The 18777-nt window shown below is 46.1% G+C and carries 17 protein-coding genes; 1 reads left to right on the top strand and 16 read right to left on the bottom strand.

Annotated features, from left to right (window positions below; genetic code table 11):
- Nucleotides 1-64: 64 nt before the first annotated feature.
- The 13 genes from rpmC to rpsL are packed head-to-tail and all read right to left on the bottom strand — an operon-like array spanning nucleotide 65 to nucleotide 7998.
- Complete coding sequence (rpmC, locus tag VMW01_02610) at nucleotides 65-265, bottom strand: 50S ribosomal protein L29 (protein ID HUW05129.1); 201 nt, start codon at nucleotides 263-265, stop codon at nucleotides 65-67.
- Between the two features lie 12 nt (nucleotides 266-277).
- The gene (gene rplP, locus VMW01_02605; GenBank protein HUW05128.1) at nucleotides 278-697 is read right to left on the bottom strand and encodes a 50S ribosomal protein L16; all 420 of its coding nucleotides are present in this window, start codon (nucleotides 695-697) and stop codon (nucleotides 278-280) included.
- Between the two features lie 24 nt (nucleotides 698-721).
- The gene (gene rpsC, locus VMW01_02600) at nucleotides 722-1483 is read right to left on the bottom strand and encodes a 30S ribosomal protein S3 (protein HUW05127.1); all 762 of its coding nucleotides are present in this window, start codon (nucleotides 1481-1483) and stop codon (nucleotides 722-724) included.
- Entirely contained in the window at nucleotides 1483-1899 is a 417-nt protein-coding gene (rplV, locus tag VMW01_02595) for a 50S ribosomal protein L22 (GenBank protein ID HUW05126.1), read from the bottom strand. The genes rpsC and rplV overlap by 1 nt, the downstream gene beginning before the upstream one ends.
- A gap of 29 nt (nucleotides 1900-1928) precedes the next feature.
- Entirely contained in the window at nucleotides 1929-2198 is a 270-nt protein-coding gene (rpsS, locus tag VMW01_02590; GenBank protein ID HUW05125.1) for a 30S ribosomal protein S19, read from the bottom strand.
- Between the two features lie 18 nt (nucleotides 2199-2216).
- Nucleotides 2217-3041, bottom strand: coding sequence for a 50S ribosomal protein L2 (gene rplB / locus VMW01_02585; protein ID HUW05124.1), 825 nt, complete (start codon nucleotides 3039-3041; stop codon nucleotides 2217-2219).
- A gap of 5 nt (nucleotides 3042-3046) precedes the next feature.
- The gene (gene rplW, locus VMW01_02580) at nucleotides 3047-3337 is read right to left on the bottom strand and encodes a 50S ribosomal protein L23 (protein HUW05123.1); all 291 of its coding nucleotides are present in this window, start codon (nucleotides 3335-3337) and stop codon (nucleotides 3047-3049) included.
- Between the two features lie 12 nt (nucleotides 3338-3349).
- Nucleotides 3350-3979 (bottom strand): 50S ribosomal protein L4, encoded by a 630-nt coding sequence (gene rplD, locus VMW01_02575; protein HUW05122.1) that lies wholly within the window; start codon nucleotides 3977-3979, stop codon nucleotides 3350-3352.
- Nucleotides 3979-4599, bottom strand: coding sequence for a 50S ribosomal protein L3 (gene rplC / locus VMW01_02570; GenBank protein ID HUW05121.1), 621 nt, complete (start codon nucleotides 4597-4599; stop codon nucleotides 3979-3981). Before rplC ends, rplD begins: the two co-directional genes overlap by 1 nt.
- A gap of 29 nt (nucleotides 4600-4628) precedes the next feature.
- Nucleotides 4629-4934 carry a 30S ribosomal protein S10 gene (gene rpsJ, locus VMW01_02565; GenBank protein ID HUW05120.1) on the bottom strand — a complete coding sequence of 102 codons (306 nt, stop codon included), beginning with the start codon at nucleotides 4932-4934 and terminating at the stop codon, nucleotides 4629-4631.
- Nucleotides 4935-4958: 24 nt separating this feature from the next.
- On the bottom strand, nucleotides 4959-7070 hold the full coding sequence (gene fusA, locus VMW01_02560) for an elongation factor G (GenBank protein HUW05119.1): 2112 nt from the start codon (nucleotides 7068-7070) through the stop codon (nucleotides 4959-4961).
- A gap of 28 nt (nucleotides 7071-7098) precedes the next feature.
- Nucleotides 7099-7575: a 30S ribosomal protein S7 gene (rpsG, locus tag VMW01_02555; protein HUW05118.1), complete on the bottom strand. Its 477-nt coding sequence runs from the start codon at nucleotides 7573-7575 to the stop codon at nucleotides 7099-7101.
- Between the two features lie 33 nt (nucleotides 7576-7608).
- The gene (gene rpsL / locus VMW01_02550) at nucleotides 7609-7998 is read right to left on the bottom strand and encodes a 30S ribosomal protein S12 (protein ID HUW05117.1); all 390 of its coding nucleotides are present in this window, start codon (nucleotides 7996-7998) and stop codon (nucleotides 7609-7611) included.
- A gap of 371 nt (nucleotides 7999-8369) precedes the next feature.
- Between rpsL and VMW01_02545 the strand changes: the two genes are divergently transcribed.
- On the top strand, nucleotides 8370-10526 hold the full coding sequence (locus tag VMW01_02545; protein HUW05116.1) for an elongation factor G: 2157 nt from the start codon (nucleotides 8370-8372) through the stop codon (nucleotides 10524-10526).
- Nucleotides 10527-10699: 173 nt separating this feature from the next.
- Here VMW01_02545 and VMW01_02540 read toward each other — a convergent pair whose 3' ends face one another.
- From VMW01_02540 to VMW01_02530, 3 genes are all read right to left on the bottom strand, one after another.
- Nucleotides 10700-16282: an MG2 domain-containing protein gene (locus tag VMW01_02540; protein ID HUW05115.1), complete on the bottom strand. Its 5583-nt coding sequence runs from the start codon at nucleotides 16280-16282 to the stop codon at nucleotides 10700-10702.
- Nucleotides 16283-16849: 567 nt separating this feature from the next.
- Nucleotides 16850-18181, bottom strand: coding sequence for a gliding motility-associated C-terminal domain-containing protein (locus tag VMW01_02535; GenBank protein ID HUW05114.1), 1332 nt, complete (start codon nucleotides 18179-18181; stop codon nucleotides 16850-16852).
- Between the two features lie 410 nt (nucleotides 18182-18591).
- The coding region (locus VMW01_02530) for an IS30 family transposase (GenBank protein HUW05113.1) at nucleotides 18592-18777 on the bottom strand (186 nt) is incomplete at its 5' end.

Genomic DNA, 18777 nt, shown 5'->3' with positions numbered 1-18777 from the left:
TGTTGCTCATAACTATCCCGATTCTTTCCTTGCGTAGATTTCTCGTTTCCATTCTCAGCTCCAATTACTTGTTCTCCTGATTATTTCTCTTGGTAAGCTCGGTCAACAGCCTCGCAATAGTTCTGCGGGCATTACGCAACTTAGTAGGGTTATCGAGAGGCGAAATAGTGTGGTTTAACTCGAGGCGCTTATATGCTGCACGCTCTGTATCAACTCTTTCCTCTATCTCCCTGACGGTTAACTCTCTTATCTCTGAATTTTTCATACGTCACAAAGATTATTCAGTGTAATCACGTCTAATTACTAACTTAGTAGCAATAGGCAGCTTTTGAGCACCCAAGCGAAGTGCTTCTTTTGCAACTTCAAACGGAACACCTTCAGCTTCAATAAGGATACGGCCAGGTGTAACTGGAGCCACAAATCCTTCCGGAGCACCCTTACCTTTACCCATACGAACTTCGGCGGGTTTTTTGGTAATGGGCTTATCTGGGAAAATTCGGATCCAAATTTGTCCTTCACGTTTCATGTAGCGAACCACTGCTTGGCGAGCAGCTTCGATTTGACGACCTGTAATCCAGGCCGTTTCAAGTCCTTTGATGCCGAAGGAACCGAAAGCAAGCTGATTCCCTCTTTGGGCTATACCTTTCATACGGCCCTTTTGCATCCTCCTAAACTTGGTCTTCTTAGGCTGTAACATTTCTATGTACCTTTATGCGTTTAGCTACTTGCTTTTTCTTTTTCTGGCTCCACCGCCGGCACCTCCACGGGGACGGTTGTTGCCATTATCCCTTCCAGGATGACTAGCAGGTCCACCTTGTTGATGGCTGGCAGCAGCAACGTTTGGCGACAAATCGCGCTTCCCGTATACTTCACCGTTGCAAATCCAAACCTTAATACCTATAACACCCACCTTGGTAACGGCTTCAGCGAGTGCATAGTCAATATCGGCTCGGAAAGTGTGCAATGGAATTCTACCCTCTTTGATGGTCTCACTTCGGGCCATTTCGGCACCGCCAAGACGACCAGCAATTCCAACCTTAATACCTTCAGCGCCCATGCGCATTGTAGATGCAATGGACATTTTGATGGCACGACGGTAGGAAACACGACCTTCGATTTGGCGAGCGATATTGGAAGCCACAATGGTAGCATCCAACTCAGGACGTTTAACCTCGAAGATGTTGATCTGTACCTCCTTCTGGGTAATCTTCTTCAACTCCTCCTTGAGTTTGTCCACTTCCTGACCTCCCTTACCAATGATGATACCTGGTCGGGCGGTGTAGACAGTTACAGTGATAAGTTTCAGGGTTCTTTCAATTACTACCTTCGAGAGGCTTGCCTTTGCAAGACGCGCGTTAAGGTATTCGCGAATCTTGTAGTCTTCAACAAGCTTCTGGGAGAAATTTTTTCCACCGTACCAGCTGGAATCCCATCCACGGATGATTCCAAGCCTGTTTGCTATTGGATTAACTTTTTGTCCCATTATTTTGCCTGAGTGTCGTTAGCGTTCAAACTACCTAATACAACCGTAACATGGTTTGATCTTTTCCGGATACGGTGAGCGCGTCCCTGAGGAGCGGTCCTGATTCTTTTCAACATCTTTCCGCCGTCCACAAAGATCTCCTTTACGTAAACGTTGCTGTCTTCAATGCGCACGCCCTCGTTCTTTGCCTCCCAGTTGGCCATTGCTGAAAGAACCAGCTTTTCAACCTTACGGGAAGCCTCTTTAGTGCTGTAGCGGAGAATTGCCAACGCTTTGTTGACTTCCACACCACGAACTAAATCGATAACTAAGCGCATTTTTCTGGGAGAACTTGGGCTGTTACGCAAAATTGCGTAAGCCTTCTCTTTTCTCTCCGCTTTATTTTTTTCTGCTGTTATTCGTTTTCTTGCACCCATCGCTAAGAAATATTTTCAGTTACTTGCTGTTATTTCTTCTTATTACCTGAATGACCTCTAAAGGTGCGAGTTGGGGCAAACTCTCCCAGCTTGTGACCAACCATATTCTCGGTAATGTAGACTGGAATAAACTTGTTCCCATTGTGAACGGCGATAGTATGACCCACGAAATCGGGAGAGATCATGCTTGCACGAGACCATGTTTTAATGACGGTCTTTTTTGCGCTTTCGTTCATGGTGAGAACCTTCTTCTCCAGCTGATATGCTATGTAAGGACCTTTTTTAAGTGATCGACTCATAACGCTTGGATTAAACTGTTACTTTTTCCGTTTTTCAATAATGAACTGGCTAGAGTTCTTCTTCTTGTTACGGGTTTTATAACCCTTAGCAAATACACCTTTACGCGAACGTGGGTGTCCTCCAGAAGAGCGTCCTTCACCACCACCCATTGGGTGATCGACAGGGTTCATTGCCACACCGCGGGTTCTCGGCCTACGACCTAGCCAACGGCTTCTTCCGGCCTTACCAGAAACTTCCAGCGCGTGGTCAGGATTAGAAACAGCACCAACGGTAGCACGGCAGGTAACCAAAATCATACGGGTTTCACCGGATGGCATTTTGATAACAGCGTACTTACCTTCGCGAGCGAGCAGCTGTGCGTAGCTACCAGCACTGCGTGACATAATTCCACCTTGGCCTGGACGAAGTTCAATATTGTGAATAATGGTACCAAGCGGTATCTCAGATAAAAAGAGGGTGTTACCAACTTCAGGAACAACTCCAGCACCGGACACAATTTTTTGTCCAACTTGCAACCCTTGAGGTGCTAGAATGTAACGTTTTTCGCCGTCAGTATAAACCACCAGTGCAATACGTGCACTGCGGTTGGGATCGTACTCAATGGTCTTTACGATTGCCTGCATGCCATCCTTGTTCCGAAGGAAATCAATGATGCGGTACATTCTCTTGTGTCCACCACCAATATAGCGCATTGTCATTTTACCGGTTTGGTTACGTCCACCGGTCTTCTTCAACGGTACAACCAACGATTTTTCTGGAGAGCCAGCGGTAATCGTGTCGAATGCGCTAATTATCTTATGTCTTTGACCGGGAGTTACCGGTTTTAGTTTTCTTACAGCCATTTTCCTTAGATGTTGCTATAAAAATCAATCTTTTCACCTTCCTTCAAAGTTATGATTGCCTTTTTGAAGGAATTGGTTCTTCCTACAAGATACCCGGCTTTGGTAAAGCGTGACTTAGCTTTCCCACCATAACGCATGGTATTTACATCGGCAACAGTAACTCCGTACATATCCTCTACTGCCTGTTTTATCTGCAGCTTATTTGCGGTTTTCTCAACCACAAAACCGTAACGATTCAGCTTCTCGCCCTGAATCGTCATTTTTTCGGTAATTATTGGCTTAACTAAGATTTCCATCTCGCTTAATTACTAAAGTCCAAATAATTTGTTAATCACGCCTATCGAACCCTCGGATATCACAAGATTTCCGGCATTCATAATCTCATAGGTGTTGAGCTGAGATGCAAGCATAACCTTAGCATCGGAGATGTTGCGAGATGAAAGCACAACATTTGAATTTACCTCAGGAAGAACGAAAGTACACTTTCTGTCATCAACCTTAAGGCTAGCTCTAATCTTGATAAACTCCTTCGTCTTAGGTTCATCAAGATTAAAATCCTCAACTACCGTGATTTGGTTCTTCTGAGCTAAGTAGGTTAAAGCGCTTTTACGAGCCACTTGCTTTAACTTCTTATTTAACTTAAAGCTATAATCTCTTGGAACTGGACCGAACACGCGTCCACCACCTCTGAAGAGTGGCGACTTGATGCTGCCGGCACGAGCAGTTCCAGTACCTTTTTGCTTTTTAAGTTTTCTAGTGCTACCGGAAACCTCGTTGCGCTGCTTGGACTTATGAGTACCCTGTCTCTTGTTGGCCAAGTATTGCTTAACGTCGAGGTAAATAGCATGATCGTTGGGTTCAATGCCGAAGATGGTATCTTCCAGCACAACCTTTCTTCCGGTTTCCTGTCCAGCGATATTTAATACTGCTAATTCCATTACTCCTCAATAATTAAGTATGAACCTTTTGCACCGGGGATTGATCCCTTTACCAACAGCAGGTTGTTTTCTACAATAACCTTAAGAACTTTAAGGTTAAGCACTTTTACCTGTTGTCCACCCATACGACCAGGAAGTCTCTTACCTGGAAATACGCGTGATGGGTAAGATGACGCACCCATTGAACCGGGAGCTCTCAAGCGGTTATGCTGACCGTGGGTTGCCCCACCAACCCCGGCAAAGCCGTGGCGCTTAACAACTCCTTGAAATCCCTTACCTTTAGAGATACCGGTAACATCCACCCAGTCTCCCTCTTCGAGCACATCGGCTACGGTGATAATATCACCTAGCTTATGCACCTCCTCGAAACTCTGAAACTCCACAAGCTTGCGCTTGGGGGTGGTGTCGGCCTTTTTGAAGTGACCTAAAAGGCTCTTAGTGGTCCGCTTTTCTTTCTTTTCGTCATAGGCAAGTTGAAGAGCGATGTAACCGTCGGTTTCAACACTCTTAACCTGCGTAACTACGCAAGGACCAGCCTCAATAACGGTGCATGGTATGTTTTTACCATCAGCACCGAAAACGGAAGTCATTCCGATTTTTTTTCCAATAATTCCTGGCATTGCTTTTTCGCGTTTTTCTACTTAATTTATCACACCTTGATTTCTACCTCTACGCCACTTGGAAGCTCTAACTTCATCAGAGCATCAATTGTTTTAGGAGTAGAGCTGTAGATATCCAATAACCGTTTGTAGGTAGAAAGTTCGAACTGTTCTCTCGACTTCTTGTTGACGAAGGTAGAACGGTTTACAGTAAAGATCTTTTTGTGGGTAGGAAGTGGAATTGGTCCACTTACTACAGCACCAGCAGCCTTTACCGTTTTCACGATCTTTTCAGCCGACTTATCTACCAGATTGTGGTCGTAGGATTTTAGCTTAATTCTAATTTTCTGGCTCATTGCAGCACGCTTAAACTGATTGAACTATTCAATTTCCTTAATTTTTCCTTGGGATTTTTCCATAATCTCCTTGGCCAGGTTAGATGAAACCTCATCGTAATGAGAGAATTCCATGGTGCTGGTTGCCCTCCCAGAGGAAAGGGTGCGGAGAACAGTAACATATCCGAACATTTCGGAAAGGGGTACCTTTGCCTTTACTACGCGAGCACCTCCACGAGATTCCATACCGGTGATTTGACCCCGACGCTTGTTAAAGTCGCCGATGATATCACCCATATTTTCCTCTGGGGTTACAACCTCCACGGACATTATAGGCTCCATGATAATTGGTTTAGCCTTTATTGCTGCGTGACGGAATGCGTAGCGAGCGCAAATTTCGAAGGAGAGCGCATCGGAGTCAACGGCGTGAAAGCCACCGTCCTTCAATACAACCTTCAAACTATCCATAGTATAACCTGCGAGAACTCCATTTTTCATGGCAGAGTCGAACCCCTTTTGAACCGCAGGAATATATTCGCGAGGAATGTTACCACCCTTAACTTCATCAACAAACTGAAGACCGGTAACACCAGGATCAGCAGGTCCAATGGTAACAATTATATCAGCAAACTTACCTTTACCACCCGACTGTTTCTTGAAAACTTCACGATGGTCGGCAGTTCCCTTAAGCGCCTCCTTGTAGTTTACTAAAGGAGCGCCTTGATTAATCTCAACGTTAAACTCACGGCGGAGACGGTCAACAATAATCTCGAGGTGAAGCTCGCCCATACCACTAATAATGGTCTGTCCGCTATCCACGTCAGTTTTAATACGGAATGTTGGATCTTCCTCAGCCAATTTACCCAGCGCAATTCCCAACTTATCGAGATCTTTTTGCGTCTTAGGCTCAATGGCTAATCCAATTACCGGCTCAGGGAAGGTCATGGACTCGAGAGCAATTGGATGCTTCTCGTCGCAGAGGGTATCCCCTGTGCGAATGTCCTTAAATCCTACGGCAGCACAGATATCGCCAGCTTCAATAACCTCCATTGGGTTTTGTTTGTTGGCGTGCATCTGGTATAGTCGAGAAATACGTTCCTTTTTCTGATTTCGGGTATTGTACACGTATGAACCGGATTCAAGTCTACCGCTGTAAATACGCATAAAAGCTAAGCGACCTACAAATGGGTCGGTAGCAATTTTGAATGCAAGTGCTGTAAATGGATCCTTAACATTAGGATGGCGAACTACTTCATCACCCGTTTCAGGGTTGATTCCGGTAATAGACTCAACATCCAGTGGGCTGGGCAATAATTCAATTACCGCATCAAGCAGTTTTTGAACTCCCTTATTTTTGAATGCAGTTCCGCAAAGAACAGGAACAATCTTCATGTCGATGGTAGCCTTGCGTATGGCTTCAATCAACTCATCCTCTGTAATTGAGTCAGGGTCTTCAAAGAACTTTTCGAGCAATACATCATTGTATTCAGCAATTGACTCTACCAACTTAGCTCTCCATTCTGCTGCTTCTTCCTTCAATTCCTCAGGAATATCTTCGTAGGTGTAGTTAATCTTCACCTTATCGTCATCGAAGTAGATAACAGCCTTATTGAGAATTAAATCAACTGTTCCCCGGAATTTTTCCTCCGCTCCAATTGGAATTTGGAGAGGAATTGGCACAGCACCCAACTTATCCTTAATCTGTGATACCACAGAATAAAAATCGGCTCCAGTACGATCCATCTTATTAATGAAGGCCATACGAGGAACTTTATATTTATCAGCCTGTCTCCAAACGGTTTCCGATTGGGGCTCTACGCCACCCACTGCACAGAAAACGGCAACTGCACCATCGAGAACGCGGAGCGAACGCTCCACCTCCACGGTAAAGTCAACGTGACCGGGGGTATCAATTAGGTTGATTTTGTAGATCTGATCCTTATGGCTCCAGAAGGTAGTAGTTGCTGCTGAGGTAATGGTAATACCGCGCTCCTGCTCCTGCACCATCCAATCCATGGTAGCAGCTCCGTCGTGAACCTCACCTATCTTGTGCGTCTTACCAGTATAAAATAGAATACGCTCCGATGTGGTAGTTTTACCCGCATCGATGTGAGCCATAATTCCAATGTTTCTGGTGAGCTTAAGATCGTTGCTCATTAATGTAACCTCTCCTTAAAATTAAATACTAGAACCTGAAGTGAGCAAAAGCCTTGTTCGCTTCGGCCATCTTATGCATATCCTCTTTTCGCTTATATGCACCACCCTCGTTGTTATAACCGGCCATGATTTCATTAGCCAGCTTGTCGGCCATGGATTTTCCCGAACGCTTACGAGCATAAAGAATCATATTCTTAATGCTAATAGAGACTTTTCTATCGGAACGAACTTCCATAGGCACCTGGAATGTTGCACCACCTACACGGCGGCTTTTCACCTCTACCTGAGGAGTAATGTTTTCAAGAGCCTTCTTCCAGATCTCAAGCGGACTCTTCTCAGAGTCCTTCATCTTCTTCTCAATAATATCTACTGCCTCGTAGAACACGCCGTAAGCGGTGCTCTTCTTGCCCTGATACATGAGATTATTCACGAAACGGGTAACCAAAGAATCACCGAACCGTGGGTCTGGTAGTAGAATCCGTTTTTTTGGTTTTGCCTTTCTCATCGACTTAAACTAAAAAATGCATTTTAACTTGTGTTATTTCTTTGCTTTTTGCGCCTTTGGCTTCTTAGTGCCATATTTGGAGCGCCTCTGATTACGGCCTTCAACACCGGCAGCGTCGAGCGCTCCGCGGATGATGTGGTAACGCACACCAGGCAAGTCTTTCACTCTACCGCCCCTGATAAGCACAATGGAGTGCTCCTGAAGGTTGTGACCTTCACCAGGTATATAAGCAGTAACCTCATATCCGTTGGTCAACCTAACACGGGCAACCTTACGCATAGCGGAGTTTGGTTTCTTTGGCGTAGTAGTGTATACACGGGTGCATACACCTCTCTTTTGCGGACACGCATCCATTGCCGGAGCCTTGCTCTTATCGACTAACTGCGTTCTTCCTTTCCTTACAAGTTGTTGAATTGTAGGCATAAATACAACTACTTTGTTAATCCTTGGTTATACTATATTTTATCAATTTGGCTTGCAAAGGTATTCCTTTTTTTTGATTTGCAAGACCTTTCAGCAGAATAAATTAAGCCAAAACTTTCGCCACACTTAGGAAAGCTCTGGATCTCCTGCCTATTTCCGGGGTGCAAAAATACAAAAATATTCTTGCCAAACAATAGCACAACCAGCTAACCTTCTCTTTTTCAAGCCTGGGCTTAAAAAATAAATAATAAGTGTCCGAAACGCCCACCGCTATTGCATGTGAACAAAAAATAACTATTTTTGGGTCTCACTTAACGAAAAGTTAACTACAACATGAGATAGAAATCACTACTAACTAAACCGTATTGGCAATGAAAAGCTACTTAACTAACCAAATCAAGAACATTGTTCTGCTCGGCAATGCCGGTTCTGGAAAAACCACCCTTGCGGAGACCATGATGTACGAAGGAAAGGTGATTGATCGCAGAGGATCCGTTGAGGCAAAGAACACGGTATCGGACTACACCGAAATAGAGCAGGTTTACCTTCGCTCCATATACTCCTCCGTGCTTTACACTGAGTACCTAGACCACAAGCTAAACATCATCGATGCGCCTGGCGGTGACGATTTCGTTGGCGGGGTGATTCCGGCCCTTCGGGTGGCCAACACTTCCATTATGGTTATTAATGCTCAAAATGGTGTAGAAGTTGGTACCGAGATTCAGGGCCGATACCTTGAGAAGTACGCTAAGCCAATGATGTTTTTCGTGAATCAACTCGATAGCGATAAGGCCAACTGGGAAGGAACCCTTGACAGCATCCGCCAAAGCTTTAGTAAGAAAGCAATCATAGTCCAATACCCACTCAATACCGGTACTGGTTTTGACGGAATTATTGATGTGCTCATCATGAAACTCTTCAAATTTGATGGAGAAACCGGTGTGCGCACAGAACATGACATTCCTGCAGATGAAGCCGAACGTGCTGCTGAGCTGCACAACGCACTTGTAGAAGCAGCGGCTGAAAATGACGAACCGTTGATGGAGATTTTCTTTGAAAAAGGTAGCCTTACAGAGGAGGAGATGCGCCGTGGCCTCAGAAGGGGTATCGCCAATCGTGACCTCTTTCCCATTTTCTGCGGATCGGCCAAAAAGGATATGGGTATAAGACGGTTAATGGAGTTTATTATTAACGTTACCCCCTATCCAAATCAAGTTCCAAAACCTAAGGCTACCGACGGCACAGAGATTGCCTGCGACTCCAATGCTCCAACTTCCATCTTTGTATTCAAAACATTACATGAATCACATATTGGCGAGGTTAACTACTTCAAGGTAATATCGGGTAAGGTTACCGAAGGCATGGACCTTACCAACATGAACAACGACGTTAAGGAACGGCTAAGTCAACTTTTTGCTTCAGCTGGAAAAAACAGGAATAAGGTCACCGAACTTTATGCTGGCGATATTGGATGTACCGTTAAATTAAAGAATACCAAGTCGAACCATACGCTGAATGGGCCTGGAGCTGATTGGGTATTTGCACCAATTGAGTTTCCTGAACCTAAATTCAGAACGGCCATTAAGGCAAGAAGTGAGGCTGACGAAGAGAAGATGGGTGAAGTTCTTACCCGAACCCACCAGCAAGACCCAACGGTTGTGGTAGAATACAGTAAAGAGCTGAAGCAAACCATTGTTTCAGGACAAGGGGAGCATCACCTCAACATATTAAAGTGGTATTTGAACAACGTTTATAAGATTGATATAGATTTTATTGCTCCAAAAATCCCTTACCGCGAAACCATTACCAAAACTGCGGTTGCCGATTACCGCCACAAAAAGCAGAGTGGTGGAGCCGGGCAGTTTGGTGAGGTTCATATTGTAATTGAGCCACACATTGAAGGTGCACCCGATCCATCAAAGTTTAAGGTTGACGGAAAGGAAATCACCCTCAACATTAGAGGAAAAGAGGAGGTAAAGCTGGATTGGGGTGGCAAGCTCGTTTTCTACAACTGCATTGTAGGTGGAGCAATTGATGCCCGCTTTCTACCGGCTATTCTCAAAGGTGTTATGGAGAAAATGGAAGAGGGACCACTCACCGGCTCCTACGCACGTGACATCCGCGTTGCCGTATACGACGGGAAGATGCACCCCGTTGACTCCAATGAAATTTCCTTTAGATTGGCAGGAAGAAATGCGTTTAAAACCGCGTTTAAAAATGCTGGGCCAAAGATTATGGAGCCAATTTACGATGTGGAGGTTCTTGTTCCCAGCGATAAGATGGGTGACGTGATGAGTGATTTACAAAACCGTCGCGCAATCATTATGGGGATGGGTAGCGAGAAGGGGTTCGAGAAGATTACTGCCCACGTTCCGCTTTCAGAAATGCACAAGTATTCAACCACCCTTTCGTCGATTACCAGTGGTAGAGCAACCTTTGGAATGAAGTTTGCCAACTACGAACAGGTACCGAGCGAAATTCAGGAGAAGTTGCTCAAGGCATACGAATCAGATCAAGACGAAGAATAGCATTTTATGTCCATAATTCGAAAAGGCCACCTCAATCGGGTAGCCTTTTCTTTTGCAACTGTTGTTGATGCAGAAAGACTCAATAGCGTAAATAAACAATTCGGCCCAACCTGCATGGTTGGGCCGAATTTTAAACACGTTCAGAACAAGATAAACTCAAATAAGAACTTTGATTAGTTGGTTACAACTTCTACCCACATTCCCTTGTCCTTGGCCGATATGGAATTATCATACATTGCTTCGCAGTATGCACCGGGGAAGTAGAACTTACCCGCATAGGTGGCCGTAACCATAATTACGTAGCGCTTTGTCTCGCCAGGGCGAAGGTCGAAATAAGTCATCACACGGTCGTCTCGGAAATCTTGATAATCGCTACTAGAACTTCCTAGCGAAGGTTCATTACCCTCGAGACGCGTATTCCGAATTTCCCAACCGGATGGGAATACCTCGGTTAACGCTAGGTCCTTATACTCCTTAAGTATGCCGGGGTGGGTAACGGTTACCTCAACGGTAAATTCAGTTCCCTGTTTTAGACGAGAAACATCAATAGGGGTACCATTGCTAAGAAAGCGAACGCTCATATTAAGGTTGCTGCGTGAACTTTGCTCATCGCCCTGAAGAGGTACGCCCACCTCGCGTAGCTTCACAAATAGCGTTCCCTTGCTCTTATTGGTAACTTGGAGCGAATTACTTCCGTCCTCCTTAATAGTCAATGGGTGCTCCACCATGCTAAGATCGGTTTCAACCTTCTCTCCCTTACCGTTAAAATCAATCGAAGTCTTAAGTCCCTTATCAGACTTGGACATGGCTTGATACTTAGCCATAGCCAATAGAGAATAGGCAGTCTCCTGCGTACTCATCCAACGGCTAGAATTCATATCGGTGGCCAAATCTTTTGCAACGGAGGCAGCCTGTGCCGTTTTATCCAAAGTGGTGAGAGTTTCAAGAATCATCGCCTTGTCGCGAAGGTCGGAGCCATAGGTGTAAGCCCACTCTCGGTATGCTGGAACTCGATCGGGCAGCGATGCTACCATCTGATTTGCTACATCGGTTTTCCCTGCTAGAGCATATGCTGCCGCAAGGCGCCATTGCGCTTGAAGGCTAAGGTCCTTTACCTCCTTCAACCGATTCATCGCACCCATTTCAGGAGAACCAGCAAGTGCCAAGGTGTAAAGTCTATAGGCCTGAACCAATTCGGTATAGTGATATCCATAATTGGTATCATCGGTCCATCTTCGAGCAGCGGACGATTGGTAATCCTTCCACTTCGTAAGCATTTGGTCGGGAACGGAGTAGCCCGCCTTTTTGGCCTCAAGCAAGAAGTGGCCGACATAACAGGTGCTCCAATCGTCTACATAGCGGTAGTAACCGGGCCAATACATAAACCCACCATCGGCAGTTTGAAACTGCATGAGCCGTTGGATGCCTGCCTTCACGTTATCCTCGGTTCGGACAACCTGTTCCTTTGGCAGGTCGATAACTTTTGCGAGATATAGCTGAGGAAAAACACTGGATGTGGTTTGCTCAACGCAACCGTGGGGATAGGCTATGAGATAGCGTAACCTTTCGCCCAGATTAATTGGAGGAATGGCCGACAGTTCCAAGCTAACTTTGTTTGTTCCAGTAATGCCGAACGGTTTAAAGGTGTCGTCCCACTTCTGTCCCGGAGCCACCTCGGCATCGGTAATCTTAGCCATGGGAACATTGGCATTCCTTATCTCAATATTAATTGTGTAGGTCGATTTATTCCCATTGCCTTCGGCGTAAACCTCCACCTTGGCGTTACCAACTGCAGGCTTTGCTTTCAACCGGAAGAACACTACCTGATCGCCGGGCTTGTCGAAGTTTATGGTTTGGGTATTGCCGCCAACAATTTCCAGCAGGTTGCTGGTCTTAACCTTCACATTAACCTTATGAACCCCTTCCTCCATTGCAAATACGTTGGCTGGCAACAAAACTTCTTCCGATGGACCAAGAACGCGAGGCAGGGTCGCCATCACCATGAGCGCCTCCTTTACGGGTGTTGCCTTTTCGGCAAATCCGTAGGCACCATTGCCAGCTGCCACTACCATAGTTCGAACGGAACCAATGTAGTTTGGCATGCGGAATTTATGGGTAGCCTTTTTTCCTTTTCCTAGGGTGAAAGGTCCCATAAACTTCACCACCGGTTTGAAGCGAAGCCCCTTCCCATTGTCGTCGGCCTTGAGTTCCTCATCACCGCCAATGGATAACAACCGGCCCATCTCACCACCAAAGGCACCAATAATATCGTCGTAAAGATCGAATGACTTAACGCCAAGCGCCTCCCGCGCATAGAAACTGTTCCACGGGTCAGGTGTTTTAAAGTGGGTGATGTCTAGCAACCCCTCGTCAACCACGGCTAACGTATAGGTCATTGGCTTTCCATTCTTTTCGGAAACCGTAATGGCAACATCCTTTTCCGGCTTAAGTGATTCAGGCATCTCAATCTGGGGCGTTAGCCTTGTTTGAGGGTCAATAACCTCTAATGGAACAATGCCATACTGGCGAATGGGGAGGTCGTTGTTTTTCCGAAGGTGTGGTTGCACTAAGGTAACGTTAATAAACACGTTGGGGGTCATCTCTGGAGTAGCCTCCAACTTTATGGTATTGTAGGTATCACCGGCATCAACCCAGTAGGCCTTCACAATCCTCGAACCATTCTCGATGGAGACAAGGGCGCGTGCACCCTCTGCACCCGGAATGGTAACCTTAACCTCCTCACCCACCTTGCATGTAGTTTTGTCGGTAGATAGCGATAGCATGGTAGCACCACCGGGCATATCGCCCTTGGAACGTCCACGCGACATGGGCCAATCCATGTATATGATGTCGCCGCAGCTTTGACCCGACTCAGGGTTGATTACCCTGATGTAGTAGCGTCCCCAATCGGGATAGTTGATTTTGAACTTTACACTTCCCTTGCCATTCACGGTATTGGCTGTGGTAGAAACCACCGGTCGGGAATAGTTGGAGTTAACGTAGCTGGCTGCTCCATTCTCATTCTCCTGCCACCACCAGCTCCAACCCATCTTATATATCTCCACATTGAGCCCCTTTACGCTAATTGGTTTGCCATCACCATCGACGGTAACAAGCGTAATGGTCTGATCACGATCAACCTCTACCCACTGGCCACGTTGAGGCTCTGGTGGGCGCATACCCACGTAACTGTTGTAGGGGAGAATTGGAAGGGTAAGAAAATCGACGCTAAAATCGCCACCCGGTTCAAATACCTTTCCACGGAAGTTTGCATTCAAGGCAGAAGGCAGGGTGGATGAAATATTCAGGTTTGTGTGAATAGAAGCGTTACCATTTCCGTCGGTGGTTCCGTTGAAAACCTCGAACGATTCCGAAGGAGCAGAAATTCCCGGATCGTCGAACAGGTAGTTGTCATACCCCTTGAACTTGGCTCTTGCCTTACTGAGTGTAACCTCGTAGGAAGCCTTCAAATTACCGGCTATAGCACCATGTAACCAGCGAGCATTCAATGAAGCATCTATGTGCCCCGTTTTTCCAAACCGTGATCCCTTATCAAGTTCAAAGGTGACCTTGAGGCGATTGGGTTTAACGGTTTCCACCTTCAGTTGCTTGGTAAAGCTGGTCCCACCCGTTTTAACGGTGGCAATGTAGTTACCTGTTGGTGCATCCTCTGATGTAAAGGGAGCAAACGAGTAGATACCCGTTTTATCGTAGGTGCGAACCAAGCGGCTCACGAGCTGCCCTTGCGGATTTCTGAGTTCAAAAACTATGGGGTGACCAACAGGGAGCAATTCCTGCTTGTCCTCCACAATAAAGCTGACAAAAAGGGTGTCGCCCGGACGCCAAACGCCACGCTCACCGTAAATAAATCCCTTGAGTCCCTTTTGCACCTCAACTCCACTGACGTCGAAGTTACTGAGCGATAGCGACGAACCATCGTCGAGACGAAGGTAGCCGCGCTGCTTATCCATCTTGGCAACAAGTAGAAAAGGCGTTCTTCCAATACGGAAGGTAGCAAGTCCATCGCCGTTGGTCTTTACTTTTTGCAATGGCTGAAGTTGATAGTCGAGAATATCTACCTCAACACCACTGAGAGGTTTGGCTGTGCGAATATCGCTGGCAGCAACCAACATATCGCCGCTGTTGCCACGCTTGGCAATGAGGCCAATGTCGGAGGCCAAAATATTTTGCTTAATCATTTTATTCGAGGAGTAGTAGGCCACATTGCAAGGATTATCGCGCTGCTGCCAGTCGTAATCCTCATCGTATTCATACTCATCATCGTAATCGTAGTAATACCCGGGAGCATCATATTTTTGATCATCCTTAACATCTTCCTCACTCTCCTCAAAACCCGACATGTTATCCTTGAGGGTATCGCCCTGACAGGTCCAAATAATATTTTTCTTGCTAAAGCTAATGTTGATTTGGTAGATGGCACCTGGCTCCGCCTTAATGTAGTCGTTAAGGTCGAGGCTAAAACGGTTCCAGCGCGAAAGGTCGGCAATACCCGAGTTGGTAAGAGGAATGGTTTTCCGTAGCACGGGACGACCAACGCGCTTCATCTCGCTATTGCCATCGAGCCTATTCACCTGTAGAAATTGTGCAACGTTGCTTTCGTAAACCTTTATTATGGTTAGCTTCACCGCCTTCAAGTTCACTGCCTCAAAGGGGAAAACCAACCCTTGGGACGAAGGGAGAATGGTTCCATTGGAAATAGATCTTAGAGCAGGCTTTATGGGTTCAAAGTTCTCCTCAACCACAAAACCTTTAGGAAGTTTCATACCCTGAGTATTGAGAATACCGGGGTTAACGGTAACCTGAATGCCACCATCAAACTGGTCGGCGAAGGTAATTTTGAGCACGTTGCCCGATACGGTAAAGCGCTCAGAACCATCATGGTTGGACTGCACTAACCCTCTCAAATCCTGCTTTGGGTCGAGCGGATCGCTGAAGTAGATGAAAACAGCCTGTTCCGGCGAGTAGGTCATACGGTGGCTCACCATGCCAAAGAAACCTTTCTCCGGAATCTTCACCTCCATGCTGCCATCAACATCCACACCGATGGGTGAGCCATTCCACTTAATGGAAAGCAACTGTTCAGTGCTGCCACGTTGAAGTCCTGTAATTTTAAAGGTGTGCTGACGGTTCTCTTCCGAAGACACCCAATCGATGGTTTTATCGGCACCACCGAAGGTAGCCTTCATTATTTCAGCCAACTTGGCCGTTGGCAGATAATCGGCCGACACCAACTTTCCTTGGTAAGTATAGGTGTCGGGCTGTTGCGGATTTTCCACAATTAGCCCCTCCTCCTGAACCTCGAAGGACTGCTCCATGGTCTTAAATCCAAACTCAAATGTTTTGTAATCGCTCTCAACCTCCTTCACCTTGCCCAACGCAAACTTGGCGGTGTAGGTAGTGCCCGACTTTAGCAGATTGGTTGGCCGGAACTCCACAGTTTGTGCATCGAGCCAGAAGGCTTGACCCTCAATGGACGGAGAAAAGCTAAAAAGTTCCTCCACTGCAGGCTTGTTCTCACCTGCAAATGATTTTGAAGCCTCAGCAAGCCGTACCTTAATGGTGGAGGCTACTGAGATGTTTCCGGAGGTAAATGCCGTTACATAGGTAGCAAACCGAGAATCGGCCTGAACCATGGTTTCAGAACTTCGACCTAGGTGCCGGATGCCTAAGACCACGGCAGCAATTACGACTATCGCAACGCCAACTCCTATGCCAATCTTTATTCGCTTCTGCATAATGTTTTAGGTTAGGGATAAGGTTAAGGGATTGATTTTAGAGCGATTTTTGGTTTGGTTAAATCGGTATTAAATTACAAAAAAATGAATGCATGAACAATGGTGTATTTGATAAATCTCAGAAGGCATAGACATTTTTTGTAACCCGTAACTTTTCTGTCACTGGTCACTAGAGAGGATGTTAGCGGATTAGGAAGTTAGGGGTTTAGGGAAAAGATTTCAGCGCCAGCACATTGGTCTTTTTTCAACTTTCGGTAATTACGGTGCAAAGCAACTTCAATTCATTTGACTATTTGGGAGCGTGCACCGCTCGCTTTTGGGAAGGTGCCAACAACCCCGCCATAAATGACGGGGAAATTAGTTACAGCATTTCGGTTGTCACCTATAACCCTATAACCAGTCACTTTTCGGTCACCCTGATCAATCGAGATATTCACTTCACTCCATCTTGTCGCTAAATAGGTAGCTAGCGAATCAGGAAGTTAGGGGTTTAGGATAGAAACAGTAGATTATTGGCTGTGGGTAAGCCTAAGCACAACTTCGGACTTTCTGCTCTCTTTCTACCAATTAATGGTTCCGATAGAGGTAGAGGAAGCCCTTGTAGGAACCACCACTATAGGAAACGTCGTCCCAACCCTCTGCGGTAAAAACAAAGTAGTAGACCCCAGCGTCGGCATCGGCACCGGATTCGGTTTTGCCATCCCACCCGGTCCAGTCGTCCACTGTGCCTTTGTAGGTATAAACTTGCTTACCCCACCGGTTGAAAATATTTACGCTGATGGTGCGAATGGAGCGCACGGAGGTGGTGTCGTTCTTAAATTTAAAATAGGGGTAGTTTCCCCCTGGGGTAAATACGTTGGGAATAAGGTCGGAGTTGAACTTGGAGGTAAGCACATCGGCATACTTCAGCTCAACGGTATCGCGGCAGCCGCTGCTCTCCTTTATAGCAATAAGCCGGAGTATGTACTTACCGGGGACCAGCTGAGCGGGCTCATAAACATTGTCGGTAGCGAGCCGGTGAAGGTTCCAAAGGAGGGAGTCCCCACCTTTATAAACAAGGTTCACATCGTTGAAGCCGGTCCATATAATGCTGTCGCAATTTTTGCTCTGGCTGGTGAGCTGCAGCTTCATGGGGGCCTGTCCTGTTACATCGGTAGCTGGCGATCCCCAAGTATTATTGTTCCAAATAGATACGTCGAACTTGGCTAAGGGAGCAATGGCAGGAATAACAGCCGTTTGGGCAGTCTGTGGCTTACCAAGCACATCCGAAATGTCCACGGTGTAGTAGGCATCTTCCACTGGCAGGTTGTCGTTCTGTAGTGTAAGCACCTGACCGTAGTCCAGCTCATCGGCACCATTCTTTTTCCAGGTAACAGTGAGCTTATTCTTGCTACTCACTGGAACCAAGTTTGGCAGCTGGCTCAGGTCATAGTAAAGGTCGTAGTAGTCGTAGCTTTCGGGGGCGGTATTTGCCCTTAACTTTAGGTAACTACAGGTATTGTTAACCGTAATACTGGCAATGGAAAAGGTATCAATAAATGCCCAAGCAGTATCGGACTCCGGCGTGCCTACCAGTGGTGTAATGGCCACAGAATATCCCCCCGACTGCACGAGGGAAAGGGTCGACTCGGTTTTCCCGAGGTCCTGTCCCACCTGATCAAACTGTTTGGTAGTCATGTTGAATCGACTCCACACAAAGTCAGCAGTGGTGCCGCTGCTATGGCGAGCATGAAGCACGGCGTTGGCCGGATCATAAAAAACGTAAACGGTATCCTGACTTGTGGAGTAGGCATACTGCGTGGTGAATGACTTATCCGACAGCGGGGCAAACAGCTGCCCAAGAGCATGTTCAGAGAAAAAAAAGAGCGATAAAACAACCAGCACAACGTATTTCCGCATTCCCACAGTTTTGTATTTGAGCTACAATATTAGAAAAATAAGAGGCAAGAACCAAAGGATGAGTGCCCAACTCCAAAAAGTTTAAGGAAAGAACTGTTGCCCTTGGCCAATTATTGCAGGGGAAGAAAAATTGTTTGGGAAAGAAACAAAGGCGAACTGGCACGTGGAATTAGAGCAGAGAGCAAGACCAAACAAACTGAAAATTGATTATTCGTTAATTTAGAATTTGCCACCCCGCAAGTCTAATATTTTTAACGGGGGGGGGCTTGTTGTTTATGAAATTTGAATTATTGCATCAATTCTAAAATATTTGTATTTTGTATTTTTTTGATACTGGATACATTTTAATTAAGTTAACAAGGCATCCTGAAATGAATAATATGTATTGCGCCCCTTTTGTTTTGCAAGATTCAACTCACAAATGCAACTTGGGTTAACTGATTGTATATTACAGCGGGAGCGATAAACCCTAGCCTTTTTCTAGGCCGACTGTTAAGCATCTCTTCCACCCACTGAACCTGCTCCTGCGTTATCGTTTTAAAGTCCGTTTTCTTTGGGAAATACTGCCGTACCAGCCGGTTTGCATTCTCGTTCGC

The sequence above is a fragment of the Williamwhitmania sp. genome, assembly GCA_035529935.1.
Classification (GTDB): Bacteria; Bacteroidota; Bacteroidia; order Bacteroidales; family Williamwhitmaniaceae; genus Williamwhitmania.
This window is presented reverse-complemented; position numbering and strand designations above follow the sequence as displayed.